The following is a 20,914-nucleotide window of genomic DNA, read 5'->3' as shown; positions in this document are numbered from 1 at the left end:
TTGATAATTAGCTTGCATTTCTACCACCAATTTCTACTATAATTTGATTTTTCCTTAATCTATCAATAACATATTGTGCTTCTTTTTGATTAGAGTTAGTTAAAAGAATATATGTTTCATCATTACTATTAACCCCTATATAATCCGTATCCCTAACTTGCTGTTTTAACAATGAATAAAACATATCTTCAGACATCCCCTCATATGCTTCTACCTTTAATAATGAGAACTCAACTAATTTCTCTTGTTCACCATATGCATATAACTGAAGTGTTTTTTCAAATGTTTTTGCATTAAGAACACCATCTCTTTTCCTATTATAGGATTTGTTTATATTTTCCATATATTCAAATGCTCTTTCCATTGTTCTCTCAACAAGTTTACATAGTACACCAAAAACATTTACTTCATACAGATTGTTATTTTCAAAAGGCATAGACCAAATCATAATTATAGTCTGTAACTGTCCATCCTTATATGTTCCTCCAGCTATCATAGGATGTTCTGGATTCATTGTATTGTTTAAATACATCTCTTGCCTCTTAAGTTTCATATACATATCCTCATGAGAAGAGATTTTTAAGGATTTTTTTAAGGTCTTTGCTTTCTTAGAAGAAGCTGCCATCAACCTGCAAAATGGCGAATTTCTATCGCAAGTATAAATTGCAACATCATTAGTATTCATTATTTCACGTATAACATTAACAGCCTTAAATATAACCCTTTCTGGTTCTATAGCATCCAGTTGAGATACTATATTATAAATTCTAGCAAAGCTATCTTTATAATTTATAAGCCTTTTTTCATATAAACTTCTAACTTCAACATTACTGCTATTAATATCCTTAATATTTGTAAGTTCTCCTTGCAAATAATCCTTTTCGTCATTTAAATCTTCAAATTTTCTTTTATATTTATCCTTCAAATATCCTACCAAGACTCCTATTGTAAATATTTGAAGAATCCAAAGATATACATTATAATCATTAAAAGCCAAATATTCACTCCCCCACGATAAAGAAATAAATATTTTACCTATAATACTGAAGATAACAGAAAAGACAGCTTGTACATATCCATAGATTAATGCAATAATTATTACAAATAGTAAATATACATCAATTACCTCATGAAAATACATATTTCTAGTAAGCACTATAAAAAATTGTACTATTACAAAGAAGAGTAGATTCTCAAGTAATGGGAGTATTTTGCTCTTTCTTATATGGTTAAATTTAAATAGGCTTCCAAAAAAGGATTGGTCTTCTTTATCTCTTTTATCTACATAAGCTGATTTTTTTTCTATAACTCCATATATATTCTTTAATCCTTTTTTAACATCATATTTCTCATTAAATCCTAGTTTCTCACTATTTTGTGCTTCATAATTATGATTACTATAATTATCTGAAGGCTCTTTTATATCTATTTTAATTTTTTTATGTGTTATTTCTTCTAACACTTGAACTAACTGCTCTTCAGAATAATTTGAAGCCCCTTGTGACACTATATGATACACATTATTCCCATCTGAATTTTTCTTTGTAATTCTGTATATACCATCAACAACATCATCCACGTATATTAAGTTATGCTGTTTGTTTTCGTGAATTGTAACTTTTCTCCCCTTTATTGCATCTTTGCATAACCTTGTACAAATATTATCTTCTAGAACTTCATCCTTATACTTTCCATAAATTTCGCTAACTCTAGCAATACTTATAGTAAAATTGGCTTCTTTATGATAGTTTTTACATATTTCTTCACCCATTAAAATAGCTTTATTACGATTATTTATAGCAATTGGTTCTGTATATTCTGTAACTACCCCCTCTGGATTACCATCAAATACAGAAGTTGAAGAAATATATATAAATTTTTTAATATTCGATTCCTGACACTGTATCATAACATTAGTTAAGCCAGCCATATACTTAGATGCCTGCTTAGATTCATTCTTCCAGTCAAACCCTCTGTCTAATGCACCAGTAAAAATAACTATATCCGCTTCAACACTCTTAAATATATAAGAAATACTATCACTGTCATATGCAAAATTGTATTCTTGGAAAACCTCTAAGGGCTTATTCCTTTTCTTTCTTATATTCCCTGTAACAACTAAAACCTGACAATCTTCTTTCTTTAATCTTGAGATTAAACTTAAAGTAAATACATCATATTCTCCAAAAATTAGTACTTTAATGATAATCCCCCTCCTTACCCTTTAACTTGAGTTCTTCCTTCAACTTTTCATTCTCCATATTTAATAAAGCAATCTGCATGAATAATTCACTGATTTGATTACTTTGAATGGATAATAGAACTGAATTCTTAAAAACAATAAATAATAAGCCTATAAAAGCAATTAAGAAAACAATAGAAGGGGCATACCATATTCCTAATATATCTGCTGCGGTTGCAATTAGTGAAGGGAAACAACCAATTACAATGAAAACAACCCCAATAATTAACCATAATACCGACTGTGATTCAGTCATCTTTTTATTTACCATTAATTTAATAACATATAAAATTACTATCAAACCTGCAACTACAGTCCCTATATTAACCAAAATGCTCATACTCATCATCCCATTTCTTATATAAAAATTATTATATTAGCCATTTATATTTTATTATCTTCTATTACCTCGTCTTCTTTTTCTTCTTCTCTTTCTGCTTCTTTCTTTTCTTAATAAAAACAAGGTACTTGCAATAACAAAAATTAATATAGATGCTACAAAAATTAATATATTTCGTAATTGATTACCTCTAGTAATTTTCTCTTTTTGAGTTTTTTCTTCTTCTACTTCTTTTTCATTTATTTCCAGATCAAAGTCATCACCGAATTTTTCCCAATTAATATTTCCTGATTCATCAATTGTAAGAGCATTACCTCTTAATTGTGATACATAATCAAAATTTGTGAGATATTTATTACACCATAGAAGCCCTTCTTCTTTTGTTGATGTTATTACCATGATATTTGCATTCTCGTTATATGGGGATTCAATAAGCTGAAGCACCCCTAAATTTCCATTATAAGCATCTGGAATATTAATCTTTTTACTGGAAACAAATTTATTAAATGATGAATTAAATTTTATATGCAAATCTTCATTCAAATTCTGTATAAAACTATTATTAATTCCTTCTCCAATAGCTATTATATTTTTATCTTTATGTTTATCCCAAAACTCATTGCTTTTAATAACGTTAATATTACTTATTTTCTCAATTTCATGACCTAAGAAAGATGCTATATTTGCCATAACCTTAAGCGCTCCATTAGATGGATTATCAGGCATTACAATTAGCACATCATTAAAACTGTTATTCTTTATAAAGTGACTTGTATAATCTTCAAAGTACGTATCCACTTTATTTTCAAAAGGTAAGTATAAATATGATTCTTTTGAAATAAATGCCCATACACTTTTTTGTGTTTCAGTCTTCTTGTAGCTATCTTTCATTTCTAAATCGAAAGCAATTTTCACATCATAAAATTCTTCATCTAGAAGTTCTTTTGGAATTTCTATTTCATAACTATCATTATCTGCTGTAGTTTCACTTAACACTTTACTTCCAATAGGGTTATTATTGATATAGATTGTCATAAGGGATTTCTCAAAATTTATTATTTTGGAATATCTGATTTTGACTACTACTTTTGCCCCCTCTTTAATTACTTTGCTTTTCGGTATCTGTACTCTATATACAACCTGTTGTCTAAATAGACCCTCTAGTAATAGATCACTATACCCCAGCTTCTCCAAATTAAAGTAATCTGCTTTTTCATTAATTGGAATATCTATTGCGACTTTACTGCTGATGTACTGAGTGTCTGCATTCATTTTCATAACCATGTTGTCGTAACAAAGAGATTGTACTGCTTTCATTAAGTTTTCTTTATTATTTGAAATAATCATCAGCATCTTATATTTTTTATTATAAGGAGATACTATTTCTTTAATAAGAGCATCACTTTCAATAATGTATTTCTCAGCTTGTGATAAATTATCTAATATTTCTTCTGGCAAATCAGCTTTTGTTCCAATATAAATAACATTGGTTTGATCCTTTTCTACAGCATCTGAATACTTGAATATATTAATGTTAACATCTTCAAATCTTCTTCTTTGACCAAAGTTTGAAGATAAAATTACAGCAGCTTCCATAAGATGACTTGTTCCATTGTCAGGTATGATAAACATGCTGTTTGATGGCATACTATTGCTTACATTTAAATATGGATATGGATAGTCATTAATTTTTAAACTATCTTTTACATCTGTAAAATCTATATGAACATGTGATTCTTTATGAAATACCACCCAGTTCTTAGAATTGTCTTCCTCTACACTCATGTTTTTAGCCATGTCTCTAAAAACCCTTATCTTTACTGAGTTAAATCCTTCAGTTATTTTATCAACAGGAATTTGTATTCTTATATTTTCATTGGATTTATCTTTATTAAATAAAGACTTTGTATACACAGGTACATCGTTTATATAAACTGTTAAAATCGAATCTTTTTTATCATTTAATTGGCTTTGACTTACTACTAAATTTAAATAAGATGTATTTTCTACATTCCAATGTTTACTTACTTCAAAGAAAAAAACATGACTCCCATTTTCATTATTTATAGTTACATCATTTAAAAGCCCAAAATTTTTATATGTTTCATTTGTATTCTTTCCATCGCGACTATTAGCTTTTTCACTCTCAGTAGCTGCATCCTCTTTATTAGTTCTACTATTACTTAAATTCTGATTATCTTGCACATCTTCATTGACTAGTTCTGATTTTATAAATCCCCTTATACCAATTGATTGTAATTTTTTTATATCTTTTTCTGCCTCAGCTTCAGTGCTATATTTTCCCACAAAAACTCTAGTGACTTTACCTGAAAGATTAGTATATGGTTCATACCCATTTCTATTCAATTTATTTTTTAAACTCTCTACACTTTCTTTTTTAGTAAGTGCTCCAACTTGTATATAATATTGAATTTCTTCAGCTTTAGCTATTTCCCATTCACCGATGCCCACATTGACAAATAAAAAAATACAAAGAAGAATCCAAATTATCTTTTTCATACGTAATACCTCCTAAAATATTAGGTAACAACTTATTGAATATATTACACCTTTTCAATTTTTATCACATATTTCCTTTTTTTGTTTCATTTTTGCTTATTTTTATATATTTTCCACATGTTACCCATTATTTTTCTACCGTCTTACGACTATTTCTCTCATTTTTCTTATACTTTTCTTAGTATTATTATATTTCTTTTTAATTAAAAAGTAAATGTAAGTATATATGTAGCCACACAATTCTTACTATAATTACTTAACTTTATGCATTAAAATAAAACCCGATTTAACAGATTATAATTCTCTCTATTAAATCAGGTTTTTCTAGTTTCTTAACTTATTTCTTATTTTTACCTTTTTTATTTTTAGCATACTCACTTTTAGTTGTTATTTCATAACTAAATGGCACATAATCTTTTGAATCTGAAGCTGCTGCATACCAAACTATCATGTAATTTCTTCCACCGCTTAAGAATTTTTTAAGCTGTATAGCCTCATCTTCAACTACATTCATAGGGTCAATATTTAATACACTATACTTATATTCATTAGTCTCTTCATCTAACTTTTCGTTAATAAAGCTAAGTGCATATTCAACATACTTACCTTCTAATTGTTTAATATTCACAAATCCTTCAATTGAACTACAATCATTAGAATATTGAATCTCAGGGATTTCAATGTTATCAATGAACCATCCAGCTTCATTAGTACCTGGGTCTGTCATGTATCTGAATGCAACATGAATCTTCTGACCTGCATATTTACTTAAATCAAATGATTCAGATTTCCACTGTTCACCGCTCATTCCAGTAAATCCAGGTAAGTTTGCTACAATATTATCAGCTGCATTAGGATCATGTTCAGAAGTTGTATATTCATTTTCAAGTGAAATCCAACTCTTACCATTATCAACAGATACTTGAACCATTCCAAAATCCCAAGCTTCTTCTATTTGATAGTAGTTATCAAATTTTAAAGTTGCTTTAGTTACATTTGTTAAATCTGCTTCTAATACTAAGAAATTATCTTTGTTATTTCCATTATTACCCCAAAGAACTTTTTCTTCGCTTCCTAACGGATCATTCTCAACTCTCCAAGGTATAGGTAATAAATCCATACCATCTATTTTAATATCATGAATCTTATTAGCTTTTAGAATTTCCTTATAATCTGCACCCCATGCTGGTACACCATCTTTATCATTTAATTTTGCTGTTTCATAATTTATTTTTAAATCAATACTATCAAAATTATATATACCATTTTCTGTCTTTGGATCATCTATTGCACATGCAATAGTAAATCTTCTAAATAGTTCTTCAAAATCAATTCCTGTATTAAATTTAGCTAATACATCATTAACACTTTCAATACCCTGATGCTCTCCATTTGTAGCTAATGTTCTTACGAAGTCTTTGCCATAGTGGTCATTTAAATATAATTGCATCAAGTATGCTTGTCCATAATCAGCTAAGATTTCAGTACCTTTATAGTCTCCCCAAATTAATAATGAGTTTTCTGGTTTCTCTATAAAAGCATTAACATGGCTTGTACTATGTCCATATCCACAAAGATATTGTGCAAAATCTGACATACCTTCATTAATCCAAGTTTCTTCAGCAGAATCATTATCATCATGAATCAAGTGTTGATATTCATGTGCTACTGTTCCAAAGATATCATATTGGAAATCTTGCCATTTTGGATTATCATTAGGCATTCTAGCATGTAATGCAAAAGAATCTATTGTTATAATGTTTCTATCAATATATCTTTCAATTAATCCCCAATAGAATCCAGCAACAAATGTGTTAACATCTTGATAATATGAATCATCTTTTACATTTGTTATTAGTATGATATTCTTACCTGTTTCTGATTTATAATATCCCTCTGGAACATATCCAGCAGCTTCTAGCATTGAATTTGTTCCATCATGGTAATCTTCATTACCAAAGAACTCAGTATCTTTCTTATATATTTTATTTTCAAATTCATCTCTCATCATATCTGCATGCTTTTGTGTAACAACATCTGCAGGTCTATCATATCCATAAGACAAATCATTTGCTACCCAAACTTCAACATTTTCTCCAACACTTCTTAGTGTACATAAAATAAATTCTTTCTCCATTCCTAAGAAATATTTAGAACCTCCATTAAATGTGAAGTTACTGTCAGTATCTTCTTCTGCTTTTTCTGTCTGTTCCTCATTAAAATTAATTTTTGATGCATTTTCTTTTATCTGCTCTAAAGCATCTTTCATATACTCTGCATCATTTTCTAATTCTCTTAAATTAATACCAGCATCTAAACTTCTCATAGACTCAACTGGTTTCTCATTAAGTGTGGTTGCTTCTACTTCTGTAACTCCTACATTCGTGAGCATACCAAAACCTAAAGCTAAAGTTAAAGCAATTGATAATCTTTTTCTCATCCACGTCACCCCTAATTTTTAATGTTTTAAAATATATTTTTTCCATTCACCCAAATTTCATGAGTTTGAAAAAATATTATAGATAATAAAAGCTTTTGCTTAGATTCTGAATTAAAGTCTTCATCCTAAGTTATCAATTCAAAAACTAATATAATTTTAAACCCCTACATTCATTGAGATACTAAAATTATTCAATTCCCCTAGCATCCATGAATTTTCACATAAAATCATCAAAAACTTACAAAATCTACATTTTTATTATATTACAAATTTTGCGCGAAATATGTAAAATTAAGAAGTATAATAAAATAAATTATTTTACATTTTTCTTAATTTATCACTTCTTTTAATGATGCAATTTTCTGAATTTTTAAATCTTTTATTAAAAGTATATACTTTTTCCTAATTATCATAACTACACTAAAAAATCAAAAGAAATACCTAGGAAAACTTCTTCTCTCCTAGGCATCAAAATAATATTTATTCAAACTCTAAAAATGCTCCCCATTCTCATAATAACTATCTTCTTTCAATGTTACAAAAAACATATCAACATCCTTATATCCTTCTCCTTGAATATATGTAGTTACAGCTTTGGCAACTTTATCTCTAACCTCTTGACCTCTATCAAACCAAGCCATCTCAACAAAAGGATAACCTTCAACCTCTTCACCTTTAAATATAAAATCACTATGTATATGTTCAAATGTGAAATAATCTTCAGGACATCCTACTATATCTACAAGATCTTTTAAAAGTTGTTCACTGATATTAATTATATTTTCTTTTTTAATTCCTCTAAATTTTAACTGCGGCATATAATTCTCCTCCTTTAGTTTTCATTTTTTAATTATAACAAAAAAAGTATCACTTTTTTCAGTGATACTTACTATTCGTTAAAATATAATAATAAACTTTATTTATATCCCTTTTGTCTAGCTTCTGCTTCGTCTTTAATTTCACTTCTCATACCTGCAAGAGATTCTAATCTTCTATCATTTTTAGCTTCCAATGCTTCTTTCGTCTTTTCATCATCTGTTATTTCAATCATCTCTTCTGCTAAACGATAGTTTTGTATAGTCTTATCAATATTGTATTGAATTCTTTCTACGTTATCTCTTCTATCATCTTTGTTCGGTTTCATATTATCTTCTCTCCTTTGTTCAATAATATTTTGGTGTGATTTTAATAAATAAACACCTCTTAATTTATTATTTCTATAAATATATTTGTTATTCCCAATTGTAATTTCATTTTATTGAGCCCATTTTCCCATTATGTACAATGCTTAACTAACTTTCCTAAAATTATTAAATAAAATTCTTGCTATTTATAATATTTTAACAGTAAAAAATTTCAACTTAAAACGTCTTTAAGTATTACTCTACTAATAAATAAACCACGACATACTGTCGTGGTTAAATTTGTTGATGAATCTCTCTAATTTAAGTACTCCCCTTTGATTTTCTTGATAAATACAACTTTAAGATAGTTACTTTCTTCATACTCCTTATTTGTTCTAAAATCTGATGGTAGTGAAAACTCCTCTAAAATCTTGTACTTACCATGCATTTCTTTGAATGCCTCCTGGATAAAACCTTTAAATTTTGTCATTCCAAAAGAACTACAATTGGTTGATGCTACTATTACTCCATTATCTTCTGTAATGCCTATAGCTTCTTTTAAAAGATTTTTATAATCAGTAGCTGCACTAAATTTAAACTTCTTTGATTTAGCAAAACTCGGAGGATCAAGTATAACTACATCAAACTTCAACTCTTTCTTTAAAGCATACTTAAAGTAATTAAACACATCTTCCACCACTATATCATGAGCTTCATAATCTATTCCGTTTATGCTAAATTGTTCGATTGTCTTTGCTAAACTTCTATTGGCAAGATCAACACTGGTTGTTTTTTTTGCTCCGCCTAAAGCTGCATATACTGAGAAGGCACCTGTATAAGAAAATGTATTTAAAACTGTCTTTCCTTTTGAATACTTGTTTCTAATAGTATTTCTTACATTTCTTTGATCCAAAAACACTCCAACCATTGCACCTTCATTCAAATATACCGCAAAGTTTACTCCGTTTTCTTTTACAATAATGGGAAATTGACCTCTTTCACCAAGTACAAATCCATCCTCTTCAATATATTTACCTTGTTCATCAAATCTCTTTTTTTGATAAATACCCTTGAATTCAACCAATCTCTTTAATGAATTAATGACACAATCTCTAAACTTGTAAATACCTTTACTATACCAATTTATTAAGTAATAACCGTCAAAATAGTCAATAGTTAAACCACCTATACCGTCTCCCTCACCATTAAAGACTCTAAATGCATTTGTGTCACGACTTTTATAAAGAGAGACTCTCTTATTTAAAGCAGAAACTATCTTATTTTCAAAAAACTTTATATCTATTTTTATATTTTCTTTTCTACTAAGAATCCATCCATATCCTTTATTTTGTTTTCCATAATATCCTCTTCCGATAAATTTATTTCTTTCATCTACTAGCTTAACTATGTCCCCTTCTTTTTCAAAAACATCAATATTTATTATTGCCTCTTTGAAAATTAATGGATATCCACTTTTAAATTTATCTACAAATCTTGATTTCACCTTTACAGTAATTTCTTTTTTCATCTTCTCCATCCAATCTCTTGTCTTTTATTTTTAATAATCTTTAATCATTATATCATTAGTAGTAATCTTTTTGTAATTTAATATAATCATACTCTTTACTTACTATAACAAAATTTAATTTATAACTTTTCGCACTTGTATAGACAACTCTATCAAATATTCCTCCTGTGATTGCGCTGAAAGATATCCTATAAGTTCATTTTCATAAGCATCTCCTATAATCTCATATCCACTCTTTTCTATAAACTCTATTAACTTTTTATATGAAATATGTGTTGTATCATAACCACCCCTATGATTAATGCATGCATACATTCCCTCTTGTCTAGCCCTTTCATTATCCTTTAAAGTTTTACTATCAATAATAATATATATTTCCTTTATCTTATTAAACTTGCCCCTTAGTATGTCTTCTTTTTTTATTATACCTCCAATAGGATTTCCATTATCAAACTCCTCTTTATCTCTGCAGTAATTAATAAAATCAATAATTTTTACCATTATTTTTTTATAATCATCACTCTCAACACTAGAAGTTAAAATATAGGTCGTATCACATCTTTTAAAGTAAGGTTCTTGAATAAATTGCTGTTCTATAGCTTTTTCTAACTTTAAAGATTTATTTTCTATTTTGGTACTAATATGTTTTAACTTATTGATTTGCTTCTTTATTTCTTCATTTTTATTCTTTAGCAACTCTGATAAACTTTCCATATCTTTATCACTTAGATATGCCTTAATCTCTTTTAGTGGTACCCCAATTTCCCTAAGGCTTATTAATGTATCTAATGCCTCGAATTGTTCTAAAGAATAGTACCTGAAATTATGTTCATCTTTATATATAGGAGAAAACACCCCAGATTTATCATAATAAATTAAAGTTTGTTTAGATACATTTGACAGCTTTGCAAATTCTCCTGTAGTAAAATACTCTTCATTTCTCATATTTATAAATTCCTTTCAATAAACTCCTTGACTATATAGTTACTATATACCTTATTATTCTCTTAGTAAATATTTAAACTTTAGGAGGATTATATATGGAAAATACATTTTCACAGAAAACATCATTTAAGGAATTCTTTAAATTTATATCTCCACCCATTCTATCTATGCTTTTTTTATCATTGTATACAATTATGGATGGTGTGTTTGTATCTCACAAAATTGGCTCTGATGCCTTAGCTAGCATTAATATAATACTCCCTATGATAAACCTATTATGTGGAATAGGCGTTATGTTTGCAACTGGTGGGAGTGCTTTAATATCTATCTCATTAGGGCAAAATAACTTAAAAGAAGCCAATAATAGATTCTCTTTAATTCTTTTATTTTCTTTAATAATTGGGGTTATTTTTAGTATTATAGGACTTGCATTTAATGAAAAGTTGTTTTCTTTTTTAGGCGCTACAGAAACTTTAATGAAGTATTGTAAAAGCTACGGAATAATAATTTTGTTATGCGCTCCTTTCTATATACTAAAGATGGTTTTTGAGTATTTTACTAGAGTGGATGGAGCCTTTAACTTTAGTCTACTTGCATCTATATTAGGAGGATTAATTGATTTAATACTTAATTATGTATTCATTTATCAATTGAATTTTGGTATTAAAGGTGCTGCTTTATCAACCCTTATAGGATCAGTTTTTTCAACTACTTTATGTGCATTATATTTTATAAGTAAAAAATCCACATTAAAATATGTTAAACCCTTATTAGATTTAAAATTATTGAAAGATACTATGTATAATGGTTCATCTGAAATGGTAACTCAGATATCTGCAGCAATAACCACATTATTTTTTAATTACATAGCTTTAAAATATGCAGGTGAAAATGGAGTGGCAGCAATTACAATAATATTGTTCATCCAATTCGTAATGACTTCGATCTATTTAGGACATATAGCAGGTGTCTCGCCTGTTATTAGTTTTAATTATGGAGCTAAGAATACTAAAAAAATTACGGAGTATCATTCATATTCAAAAGTTTTTGTATTTATATCCTCAATAATTATATTTATTATTTGTTTTGTTTTCTCTCCATGCATTGTTAATATATTTATCTCCAAAACAAATATTGTATATAATATAACTTTGAAGGGATTTAAAATCTTTGCTTTTTCATTTTTAGCTACGGGGTTGAATCTTTATACCTCTGGGCTATTTACAGCTTTATCTAACGGTAAGGTTTCAGCAGTACTGTCTTTTTCTAGAACCTTTGTATTTTGTATTATTGGTTTTATGATTTTACCCAACCTTTTTAAATTAAATGGATTATGGTTAGTAGTTCCCTTTGCTGAGTTTTCTTCACTCTTTGTAACATTATTCTTTTTAAAAAGATATAAAAAAAATTACTTATATTAAAAAAACACAACATGATGTTGTGTTTTTTATGCTAACCTTTATTTTCTATTCAGCATTTACGATAGTATATTCTTCAGTAATAATCTCAATTGGACTTCCAAATTGATTCTCGATATTAGTAAAGAAACAAGGAAAACTTCTTGCCTCTTCATTAGGACCACTTGATAATTCAAAGTGAAGGTGAGGCCCGTTTGACATACCTGTGTTTCCAACCCTTCCGATAACCTGACCTTGTTTTACTTTATCTCCAACCTTTAGGTTCACACTCTTATAAACAAGATGATCATACTGAGAGTACTCTCCCCCTTCATGTTCAATTGTTACAATATTGCCTGTAATCACTGGCCAATATCCATCAATCTCTTCTATTTTTTTCTCTTCCTCTGTGCTCATTCCTATAGTACATTCTTTCATCTCTTCATAAACCTGAACCACCACTCCATCAGCAATGGCGTAAACATCCTCTCCATAACAAGGAAACTCCTCTTCTTTCCTATTCTCATCAACTACCAGCCTATTGTCTTCATCCAGTTTAATTAGGTCAAATGCAAACTCATCAGCGTTCCTCCATCTATGAGCGAGTAGGCAGTCAAAATTTCCTTGAACCTGCCATGTTCCTTTAACTGGGAAAGTATACTTATTCTTATTTTCATATCTAACAAGATCAATTTTTTCGCTCGCTATCTGCTCAGTTCCCTCTTGTATATATTTAACCTTAATAAGAAGCTCATCCAACAACTCATTAAACAATATGTGGAAGTATTCGTTTCTTAATCCTATTTCCTCACCTGGTTCCAATATGGTACTATTAGCTAAACTATCGTAATCCCAAAATTCCTTAGAACCTAGCAAAGCTGCCCTCTGGTGGCTATCTGATATTTGGATTTTCTTATTCCATCTTGGTATCCAGAACTTTAATGCCTCACTTGAATAAGCGTAATTCTTTATAGTTTGTCCATTCTTTTTCACTGTAAAAGAAATTTCTTGTATTTCCATAGGGTGATTTGATGTATTCTGAATCCTTACAGCCCTTAATATAAAATCAGAATAATATGTATCAACAGTGAAATCTGTCATTGTTATTATATAATCTTTTGGTAAAGTAGTTATTTGCATACTTAGTCATCCCCCAATTTTAATATTCATATGGTTATTTCCTTAATTTTCTATTTAAATCATATCATTGTTTTTATAACCCTATCAACCTACAACATTTTTCAGAAATAAAAATGCGCCAATAAGCATTTAGCTTATGACGCATTTCTTTGCAATGTTTCTCTTTTAATTTTCGAAATAATTTTTTGTATGCTTTTTGGTGCTAAATAATACATTTCTGAAAGTTCTTTTATAGATGTACCCTCTTGGTATTTTCTATATATTTCTGAGTTTCTTTTAGCAGTTTTGTTTTTACTTTTAGTACTCTCTCCCCATGCCTTTCTGTTGCATTTCTTTCTGGGAATATAAATGTATTCACCCTCAATGTATTTCTGAATTATATCCAATACTTCCTGTGGCAACACCTCTGTTGCTTTAACATAGCTCATAGTATGCTCCTCCTAAATTAATTTAATCTTAGGATTGAGCAAAGGCTATTTCATATTTAAAATGATTTATTGTTATGCAATAGCCTCTGCTACGCATTAATTGCTAATTTTCTCATAAAGAAGTACCCTCCTATTCCGTCTACTAACTATAAAAACTACTCTTTAATAACTAAAATTTAATACATATTTATATTTTATCACATTTTTTACATTTAAGGTAATAAATATATTATTATGAAGTACTTATTCAGCTGTTGCCATATATTCAATTGAGACTACTTCGTCATTTTCAACCAAAAAGGAAATCTTATGTTTATCCAGTTTATATGTATATAGCCCATTGCTCTCAGTGTAGTTCTGACCATATGCCTCTAAAACCTCATCTAGCTTGGAATACAGGTAGATACCTTCTTTTGTAGAAACACTGTCATCCAAGAAAATAACTCCTGCAACATAATCAACTCCACTGATTTCGTAAGTATGAAGTTCAAATCCACTATATGTGTAAACCTTTCCCATACCTTCAAATGCACAGCTTGGTGCTTCAAAATAATCCATTGATTCACCTAAACCTTTTAAATATTAAGTTACTCATAAATATTCTCATTAGTCTTTCAAATTTAATCTATCATTTTTTATTAATCTCATTTTTATGTATATTGGGTTTGTCCATATTTATGCATAAATATTTTCTCAATAAAATTAAAGGAAATAATTGGCTTACATATAAATATAAATATAAAAGAGTTGATGTTTATATAAACAAAGATGGATGGTGAATAACTATGAGTAAAAAATTAGGAATTTTAGGTGGTATGGGTACTTTAGCTACAGCTGAGTTATTTAAAATGATTGCGTTATTTACAGATGCAAGTTCAGATCAAGAACATTTACATATACTTATTAATAATAATCCATCTATACCAGATAGAACTTCTTATTTAATGGGATTAGGTGAAGATCCAAGGAAATGTTTAATTGAATCAGCAAAAGGACTTGAAAATATGGGAGCTGAATTTCTAATAATGCCCTGTAATACAGCTCATTATTTTTACAAAGACATAGTAAACGAAATAAATATTCCATTTCTTAATTTAGTAGAAGAAACTGTGAATTTTATATTAGATGAGTATCCAAACATAAAAAAAATTGGTTTATTAGCTACAGATGGAACTTGTAGTACAGGAATCTATGATAAATACTTTAAAGATCATGATATTGAAGTCATAAAACCTACTAAAACTATGCAATCCTATGTGATGGACTTTATTTATAGTATTAAGAAAGGTCATAAAGAAATTCCACTTGAGCTCCTTTATGAAACTGTTGAAGAAATGAAGCAGCAGGATGTAGAAATATTTATACTAGGATGTACTGAATTATCATCTGCCTATGAGATATTTAAATTGCAAGGAACCTTTATTGATCCATTAAAAGTAATTGCACTACGCGCTATAAATTTTTCTGGGAAAAAGAGCTTGTGAACTACAGTAAGTCGTCTTATATAAAAAACACGACATCATGTCGTGTTTTTTTATATTGGTGGTGAATCACAGTATGTGAACCCCACTATTGATTTACTTATATATTAAAAATCTGATAACCATTTTTATTCTTTCTTTATTGCTATTAATTTGATCCAAGTTAAATACTCACCATTATCTCTCTTTAACAATTTAACATCAGAGTCATCAGGATTTTGCATCTCTTCCCAATCAAGCCATAATTTCCAGCTACCTTGAACATCTTCAGATATTATAATGTCCACAAGATTTGTTTTATTCAAATGATTATACCACCATTTACTTGAATGCCAAGTATACATATCTGCACACCATAAATCTTCCAGTTTAGAAGGTACTATATCAAAATCATCCACTAACCCCGGTTGCACAATAGCAAACTGTCCATTTTTCTTCAATAATTTTGACATGTACCATGGAAAATACAACTCATCAGTTCCAAAATACTCATATGAACTAACACAAATAATAACATCAAAAAACTCTTCTGGAAATGGCAGTGTATGAGCTTCAGCTTTTATTGGATAAACCAAATCCTCTACGCCAGCTTCAATAACTCTTTTCCAATTATCTGTAGGATCAATCCACAAATCATTTGCCCATACTTTTACACCAAATTCTTTGGCTAAAAATATTGAACTAATCCCCTTACCACATCCCATATCTAATACCTTCATTCCTGGTTTTAAATCAAGATCATTAGCTAAAATTTCTGTAAACCAAAGAGGATTTGGTGCCATGGAATTCTCGATAATCCAATAGGTTGAATATTTTGATGAAAGTGGAAACCTCTCATGTGCCATTACTTCAAGTTCATTAATTATACCTTTGTTTAAATTTTTCATTTTCTATTATCTCCTTTTCTATCGTCTATTACCTCCAATCATTTTAAATATGCAAGTCATAAAATGCACCCCTTCCAAACTACAATATTATATATATATTAACAAATTGTTCATTTTTTAGCAACAAATCCTTTGATATCTTTCAAGAATATCAATTGCTTTAAACATTAGCAGCTGGATAAGCATTCTGCTTAATAGAATCAAAATGTGTTGCTAGATAAGAATATTGCATATCCAATGGACTAAAAATATATTGTTCCAATGCTAGATGCAAAGGCATGGATGTTATTTTTTCTATTATTAAGCCTAAGATATGATAACCTGTATCTGAGTAATGAAACCCTTGACCAGGAGGAAAATGGCACTTCAAATATTTTTTAGACCATCTAATGGTTTCTTGAGGTGTCCAGGCTTTATAGGGTTGCTCTTCAATTATCTGCAACATAGATTTACCTTGCTTTGGCTTATCTTCAAAATAATCATATAAACCAGAGGTATTTTAACTTCTTGTTTTTTCATAAACTCATACCCCCAAGATTTTAAAGCCGTTTCTAAGTTCTAATATCTAATAAAAATATTATTTCATTAGTATATTTACAGTTACTAATATTAATATAACTTTTCATAAATAAATATAACTATTCCTTAATATAACGTAAAAAAACACGACATAAAGTCGTGGTTTAATATGGCGAAATCCACTAATACTTTTATTAATGATAGCTTCCTCCTTTAGCTCGCTGTATAATACTTAGCTTGAGCATTCCACATATCACAGTATAGTTTCTCATCTTTAATGAGCTGTTCATGATTTCCCCGTTCAACTATATTTCCATCATTTAATACTATAATATCGGAACAGAATCTGCAGCTGCTCATTCTGTGAGAAATATATATACATGTCTTATTTCCAACTAAGGAATCAAAGTTTTGATATATTTCATATTCGCTTATAGGATCAAGGGCTGCCGTTGGTTCATCCAAAATGACAAAAGCTCCATCTTTGTATAAAGCTCTAGCTATAGCAATTTTCTGTTGCTCTCCCCCACTGTATTTTTCACTTGAACTGCTGTCTCTTCCTACATATGCCTCCAATCCACTCATTTCATTTAACCCCTCATCCAACCTGTCCTCATATTTTTCCAATCCAGTTTTAGTTAAACATTCTTTAACTTTTTTCTTCTGTAATTCAACAGAACTTGAGATATTCTCACCTAAACTAAAAGAAAACAATCCAAAATCCTGAAATACTACAGAGAATAAAGATAAGTATTCCTTATAATCATATTTTTTAATATCCACACCATTTAATGTAATTCTTCCTTTTGTTGGTTCATATAACCTACTCAATAATTTTATAAAAGTGCTTTTACCTGCTCCGTTCGGCCCTACCAGAGCACTCTTTTGATTTGAGTTTATTTCACATGAAACTCCTTTAAGTACATATTCATCACTTCCAGGGTATTTAAACCAAACATCCTCAAAACATATCTTATACTGATGATCGCTTCTTTTTTCCACTGGAATTGAACCTGTTTCAAACTTATTTTCCATATCTAAAAACTCAGTTAACTTATCCATATATCTCATAATATCCCCAATTTCATGATTAAATACAATAACAGCTAAAAGAGATTCATTCATCTTAATAACAGCCTGACTATATTTAAGAAATGCTCCTATTCCAATAGCTCCTGCTAAGACCTTTACTGCCACAAGACTATATGCCAAAACAACTATAATTCCACCAGAAGAAGCTTTAATAACATTTTCACAAATCCAATACTTTCCTTCATTTTTATAATTTTCCTTAATATGTTTGCTTGTATCCTTAAGAAGATTGCTTATAGATTTGCCAGCTTCATATGCCTGTATCGTTTTGATCATTTCTTCATCTCTAAACATTCTACATAGATAAGCAAATCTTCTTTCACTATCCAGTTTTACTTCAAATAATTCACTTATTTTATTCTGGCTCCATTTCACAGCTTTGCCAGTAACACCCATCATCCCTAAAATAACAACTAAAATTAATGCCACACAAACCACGGGATTTGTAACCATGTTTAAAATCTTATATTCAGATATGCTGACACTGACACATAGCTGCAGTGTTAATCCAATTGCAACTAAAAAAGATACTATGCTCTGCAGAAGTTCACTATATTTACTAACTAACTGCTGATAACTTCCTTTATATTTTAAGGCACTTATTGCACTTGTATAGCTGCCAATTACTTTTCCATCCTCAATACTTTCATAGTCTAAACCAAGAGGCTTTTGGTGAATTATATCCTCTATTTTTCTGGATAATTCCGAATTTTTATCTGTTACTATTTTCTTTATCCATTCAGATATAATACACCCTCCACAGAATAAAAGAGACATGGCTATTGAGTAGTAAAGTGCTTCCTTATACTGCTTATCAATAACTGAAGAGAGTATATACTTGCTGAAAACTATTGGTATAAAAGGTACTACCCCTCTCACTATTCCTAAAAGAATAATCAGTGGTCCTATTGAATGGTCAAGGTAGTGAAATCTTTTCATTATTTTAAAGGCTTTGTTATGTGTTTTTAACATTTGCATGAGGCTACCTCCTCTTGATAATAGTGAGCTTGCGCATTAAACATTTCTCTATATGGACCATTTTCTTTTATAAGCTCTCCATGACATCCATCTTGTTTTATACTTCCATCCTGCAGGAATATAACCCTATCACAGAATTGTGTGGAGCTTAATCTATGAGATATAAATACTGATGTTTTTCCTTTAGTCAATTGATCATACTTTTTATACATCTCAGCTTCAGCTAATGGATCCAATGCTGCCGTTGGTTCATCTAGTATAAGAATTGGTGCATTTTTATATACAGCACGTGCAAGCATAAGTTTTTGATACTGACCTCCAGATAACTCAATACCTGTTTCTTCTAAATTCTTTGTAAGAACTGTTTTTTCTTTATTAGGCATTTTCTGAACATAATCATAGAAATCAGCCTGCTTTAGACTTTCATTCAAACGCTTAATATTAACTTCTTCATCTAATCTACATGAAATATTTTTAGCTATACTTTCCGGAAATACTTTTGTTTCTTGGAATACAACCCCTGTTAGTCTTAATAGTTCCTTTAGGTTAACTTTTGAAATATCTACTCCATTTAGGAGAATACGTCCCTTCTGCGGCTTATATAATCCACACATAAGCTTCACTAATGTTGTTTTACCTGCTCCATTAGCTCCAACCAATGCTATTTTTTCTCCTTCATTTATGGTAAGATTTAAATTATGAAAAATCTCTTTTCCCCCTTCATATCCGAAAGATACATTTTCAAAAACATAGCTGTACCCTTTAGCTTTTGGAACCGCCTTATCATATTCACCTTCACCAAGTTCTTGTTTCTCTAAAAATATTCTAAAATTGTTAACCACAATAGCATTTTCACCTAACTTAGCATATTCATCAAAAATATTTTTTATCCAAACATTAAATCCGGCTATCACTCCCAAATACAATACAAATTCACTTAAAGCCATTCCCTGAGAGACCCTGTATATTAAGTAACTGTAACATATTAAATCTCTCAAAACTCCTGAAATGTGCTGAATACATTCTGCTAAAAAAGTATTTTTGCTATGAATTTTCACATAAACCATTATCGTTTCCAGTAAATTTTGAAATTTATCAGCAAACCATTTTTCCATTCCGTATATTCTTACATCTTTTCCTATTTTAGTATCAAGACATTTTCTATGAAGATAAATCCTCTCATACATCAACTTATTTCTCTTATCCTGATTTTCTAATATCCACTTTCTATTTTTTCTGTCTTTAAAGGTTCTCATATACCCTGTAAATAAAAGTACTAACATTATAAGTGGATTTAATTTCGCAGATATTATCATGAAGACAGCTAAACAGAAAATATTTACAACAAGTTCAGATACATTCTTTATAAGCGCCTCTACTCCTATATGATTTCCCTCGCTCACGGCTTCGCTGGCTTTCTCAAATTCCTGCTTTCCAGCACTTCCTTCCACTTGATTAAAAGGCAGCTTAACCAATTTAAAAAACAAGTCAGGCATTTCTAATATTCTGTATAAAAATGTACTTATGTGCATTTTCATTATAAATAACTCTCCTGCTGCTCTTAAAAAAGCATATAAACAAACAACTGCTATTATCTGCAAAAAAGCACTTTTAGGGTTACTCTCTTTTTCCAAAATACTAACAATTCTACTTGCCAGCATAACCCCAAAAACAACAATTACAACTTTTAGAATGATCCCTATGATGCAGCTTACGATTCCACCTATTCCATCTTTATCTTTCCATCGCTTTAATACAAATCTAATATTCTCTATCTTTGTTCCCAACTTAATCACCTCACCAATATAATATCAAGTTTTTTCTTCTTCAAAAAAAACTGACGTGAATCGTCA

At 29.4% G+C, this 20,914-nt stretch carries 17 protein-coding genes; 2 read left to right on the top strand and 15 right to left on the bottom strand.

The window, feature by feature from the left end:
* Positions 1-7: 7 nt before the first annotated feature.
* The 8 genes from OW730_RS07565 to OW730_RS07530 form a co-directional block, all read right to left on the bottom strand.
* On the bottom strand, positions 8-2,155 hold the full coding sequence (locus OW730_RS07565; protein ID WP_271229533.1) for an NAD-dependent epimerase/dehydratase family protein: 2,148 nt from the start codon (positions 2,153-2,155) through the stop codon (positions 8-10).
* A 43-nt stretch (positions 2,156-2,198) separates the two neighbouring features.
* Positions 2,199-2,582: a DUF2304 domain-containing protein gene (locus OW730_RS07560; protein WP_271228441.1), complete on the bottom strand. Its 384-nt coding sequence runs from the start codon at positions 2,580-2,582 to the stop codon at positions 2,199-2,201.
* A gap of 54 nt (positions 2,583-2,636) precedes the next feature.
* Complete coding sequence (locus OW730_RS07555; RefSeq protein ID WP_271228440.1) at positions 2,637-5,102, bottom strand: cellulose biosynthesis cyclic di-GMP-binding regulatory protein BcsB; 2,466 nt, start codon at positions 5,100-5,102, stop codon at positions 2,637-2,639.
* A 337-nt stretch (positions 5,103-5,439) separates the two neighbouring features.
* Complete coding sequence (locus OW730_RS07550; protein WP_271228439.1) at positions 5,440-7,542, bottom strand: choice-of-anchor J domain-containing protein; 2,103 nt, start codon at positions 7,540-7,542, stop codon at positions 5,440-5,442.
* 491 nt (positions 7,543-8,033) lie between these two features.
* A complete protein-coding gene (locus tag OW730_RS07545) occupies positions 8,034-8,360 on the bottom strand; it encodes a DUF1904 domain-containing protein (protein WP_271228438.1) in 327 nt (108 codons plus the stop codon).
* Between the two features lie 98 nt (positions 8,361-8,458).
* Positions 8,459-8,686 (bottom strand): small acid-soluble spore protein Tlp, encoded by a 228-nt coding sequence (gene tlp / locus OW730_RS07540; RefSeq protein ID WP_271228437.1) that lies wholly within the window; start codon positions 8,684-8,686, stop codon positions 8,459-8,461.
* 296 nt (positions 8,687-8,982) lie between these two features.
* A complete protein-coding gene (locus OW730_RS07535) occupies positions 8,983-10,194 on the bottom strand; it encodes a class I SAM-dependent rRNA methyltransferase (RefSeq protein WP_271228436.1) in 1,212 nt (403 codons plus the stop codon).
* Positions 10,195-10,308: 114 nt separating this feature from the next.
* Complete coding sequence (locus tag OW730_RS07530; protein ID WP_271228435.1) at positions 10,309-11,139, bottom strand: MerR family transcriptional regulator; 831 nt, start codon at positions 11,137-11,139, stop codon at positions 10,309-10,311.
* 95 nt (positions 11,140-11,234) lie between these two features.
* On the opposite strand from OW730_RS07530, the gene OW730_RS07525 reads away from it, so the two are divergent.
* Positions 11,235-12,560 (top strand): MATE family efflux transporter, encoded by a 1,326-nt coding sequence (locus tag OW730_RS07525; protein WP_271228434.1) that lies wholly within the window; start codon positions 11,235-11,237, stop codon positions 12,558-12,560.
* A 45-nt stretch (positions 12,561-12,605) separates the two neighbouring features.
* Here the strand turns inward: OW730_RS07525 and OW730_RS07520 are convergent, their stop codons facing one another.
* From OW730_RS07520 to OW730_RS07510, 3 genes are all read right to left on the bottom strand, one after another.
* Positions 12,606-13,676 carry a M23 family metallopeptidase gene (locus OW730_RS07520; protein WP_271228433.1) on the bottom strand — a complete coding sequence of 357 codons (1,071 nt, stop codon included), beginning with the start codon at positions 13,674-13,676 and terminating at the stop codon, positions 12,606-12,608.
* Between the two features lie 134 nt (positions 13,677-13,810).
* The gene (locus OW730_RS07515; protein ID WP_271228432.1) at positions 13,811-14,104 is read right to left on the bottom strand and encodes a CD3324 family protein; all 294 of its coding nucleotides are present in this window, start codon (positions 14,102-14,104) and stop codon (positions 13,811-13,813) included.
* Positions 14,105-14,347: 243 nt separating this feature from the next.
* Entirely contained in the window at positions 14,348-14,662 is a 315-nt protein-coding gene (locus tag OW730_RS07510; protein WP_271228431.1) for a hypothetical protein, read from the bottom strand.
* Between the two features lie 227 nt (positions 14,663-14,889).
* Here OW730_RS07510 and OW730_RS07505 point away from each other — a divergent pair, with 227 nt between their 5' ends.
* Positions 14,890-15,588 (top strand): aspartate/glutamate racemase family protein, encoded by a 699-nt coding sequence (locus OW730_RS07505; protein WP_271228430.1) that lies wholly within the window; start codon positions 14,890-14,892, stop codon positions 15,586-15,588.
* Between the two features lie 125 nt (positions 15,589-15,713).
* Here the strand turns inward: OW730_RS07505 and OW730_RS07500 are convergent, their stop codons facing one another.
* The 4 genes from OW730_RS07500 to OW730_RS07485 form a co-directional block, all read right to left on the bottom strand.
* On the bottom strand, positions 15,714-16,472 hold the full coding sequence (locus OW730_RS07500; protein WP_271228429.1) for an SAM-dependent methyltransferase: 759 nt from the start codon (positions 16,470-16,472) through the stop codon (positions 15,714-15,716).
* A gap of 160 nt (positions 16,473-16,632) precedes the next feature.
* Positions 16,633-16,917 carry a serine hydrolase gene (locus tag OW730_RS07495; protein WP_271228428.1) on the bottom strand — a complete coding sequence of 95 codons (285 nt, stop codon included), beginning with the start codon at positions 16,915-16,917 and terminating at the stop codon, positions 16,633-16,635.
* A gap of 287 nt (positions 16,918-17,204) precedes the next feature.
* On the bottom strand, positions 17,205-19,061 hold the full coding sequence (locus OW730_RS07490; RefSeq protein ID WP_271228427.1) for an ABC transporter ATP-binding protein: 1,857 nt from the start codon (positions 19,059-19,061) through the stop codon (positions 17,205-17,207).
* Positions 19,049-20,857, bottom strand: coding sequence for an ABC transporter ATP-binding protein (locus OW730_RS07485; protein ID WP_271228426.1), 1,809 nt, complete (start codon positions 20,855-20,857; stop codon positions 19,049-19,051). The genes OW730_RS07490 and OW730_RS07485 overlap by 13 nt, the downstream gene beginning before the upstream one ends.
* Positions 20,858-20,914 lie beyond the last annotated feature (57 nt).

Source organism: Oceanirhabdus sp. W0125-5 (assembly GCF_027938815.1).
Classification (GTDB): Bacteria; Bacillota; Clostridia; order Clostridiales; family Clostridiaceae; genus Oceanirhabdus.
This window is presented reverse-complemented; position numbering and strand designations above follow the sequence as displayed.

What these genes read in the sequence shown, in the direction of transcription:
- OW730_RS07555 (WP_271228440.1), bottom strand. Translation starts at nt 5,102, where the DNA reads ATGAAAAAGATAATTTGGATTCTTCTTTGTATTTTTTTATTTGTCAAT.
- OW730_RS07520 (WP_271228433.1), bottom strand. Translation starts at nt 13,676, where the DNA reads ATGCAAATAACTACTTTACCAAAAGATTATATAATAACAATGACAGAT.
- OW730_RS07515 (WP_271228432.1), bottom strand. Translation starts at nt 14,104, where the DNA reads ATGAGCTATGTTAAAGCAACAGAGGTGTTGCCACAGGAAGTATTGGAT.
- tlp (WP_271228437.1), bottom strand. Translation starts at nt 8,686, where the DNA reads ATGAAACCGAACAAAGATGATAGAAGAGATAACGTAGAAAGAATTCAA.
- OW730_RS07525 (WP_271228434.1), top strand. Translation starts at nt 11,235, where the DNA reads ATGGAAAATACATTTTCACAGAAAACATCATTTAAGGAATTCTTTAAA.
- OW730_RS07545 (WP_271228438.1), bottom strand. Translation starts at nt 8,360, where the DNA reads ATGCCGCAGTTAAAATTTAGAGGAATTAAAAAAGAAAATATAATTAAT.
- OW730_RS07490 (WP_271228427.1), bottom strand. Translation starts at nt 19,061, where the DNA reads ATGCAAATGTTAAAAACACATAACAAAGCCTTTAAAATAATGAAAAGA.
- OW730_RS07535 (WP_271228436.1), bottom strand. Translation starts at nt 10,194, where the DNA reads ATGAAAAAAGAAATTACTGTAAAGGTGAAATCAAGATTTGTAGATAAA.
- OW730_RS07530 (WP_271228435.1), bottom strand. Translation starts at nt 11,139, where the DNA reads ATGAGAAATGAAGAGTATTTTACTACAGGAGAATTTGCAAAGCTGTCA.
- OW730_RS07505 (WP_271228430.1), top strand. Translation starts at nt 14,890, where the DNA reads ATGAGTAAAAAATTAGGAATTTTAGGTGGTATGGGTACTTTAGCTACA.
- OW730_RS07560 (WP_271228441.1), bottom strand. Translation starts at nt 2,582, where the DNA reads ATGAGCATTTTGGTTAATATAGGGACTGTAGTTGCAGGTTTGATAGTA.
- OW730_RS07495 (WP_271228428.1), bottom strand. Translation starts at nt 16,917, where the DNA reads ATGTTGCAGATAATTGAAGAGCAACCCTATAAAGCCTGGACACCTCAA.
- OW730_RS07500 (WP_271228429.1), bottom strand. Translation starts at nt 16,472, where the DNA reads ATGAAAAATTTAAACAAAGGTATAATTAATGAACTTGAAGTAATGGCA.
- OW730_RS07550 (WP_271228439.1), bottom strand. Translation starts at nt 7,542, where the DNA reads ATGAGAAAAAGATTATCAATTGCTTTAACTTTAGCTTTAGGTTTTGGT.
- OW730_RS07510 (WP_271228431.1), bottom strand. Translation starts at nt 14,662, where the DNA reads ATGGATTATTTTGAAGCACCAAGCTGTGCATTTGAAGGTATGGGAAAG.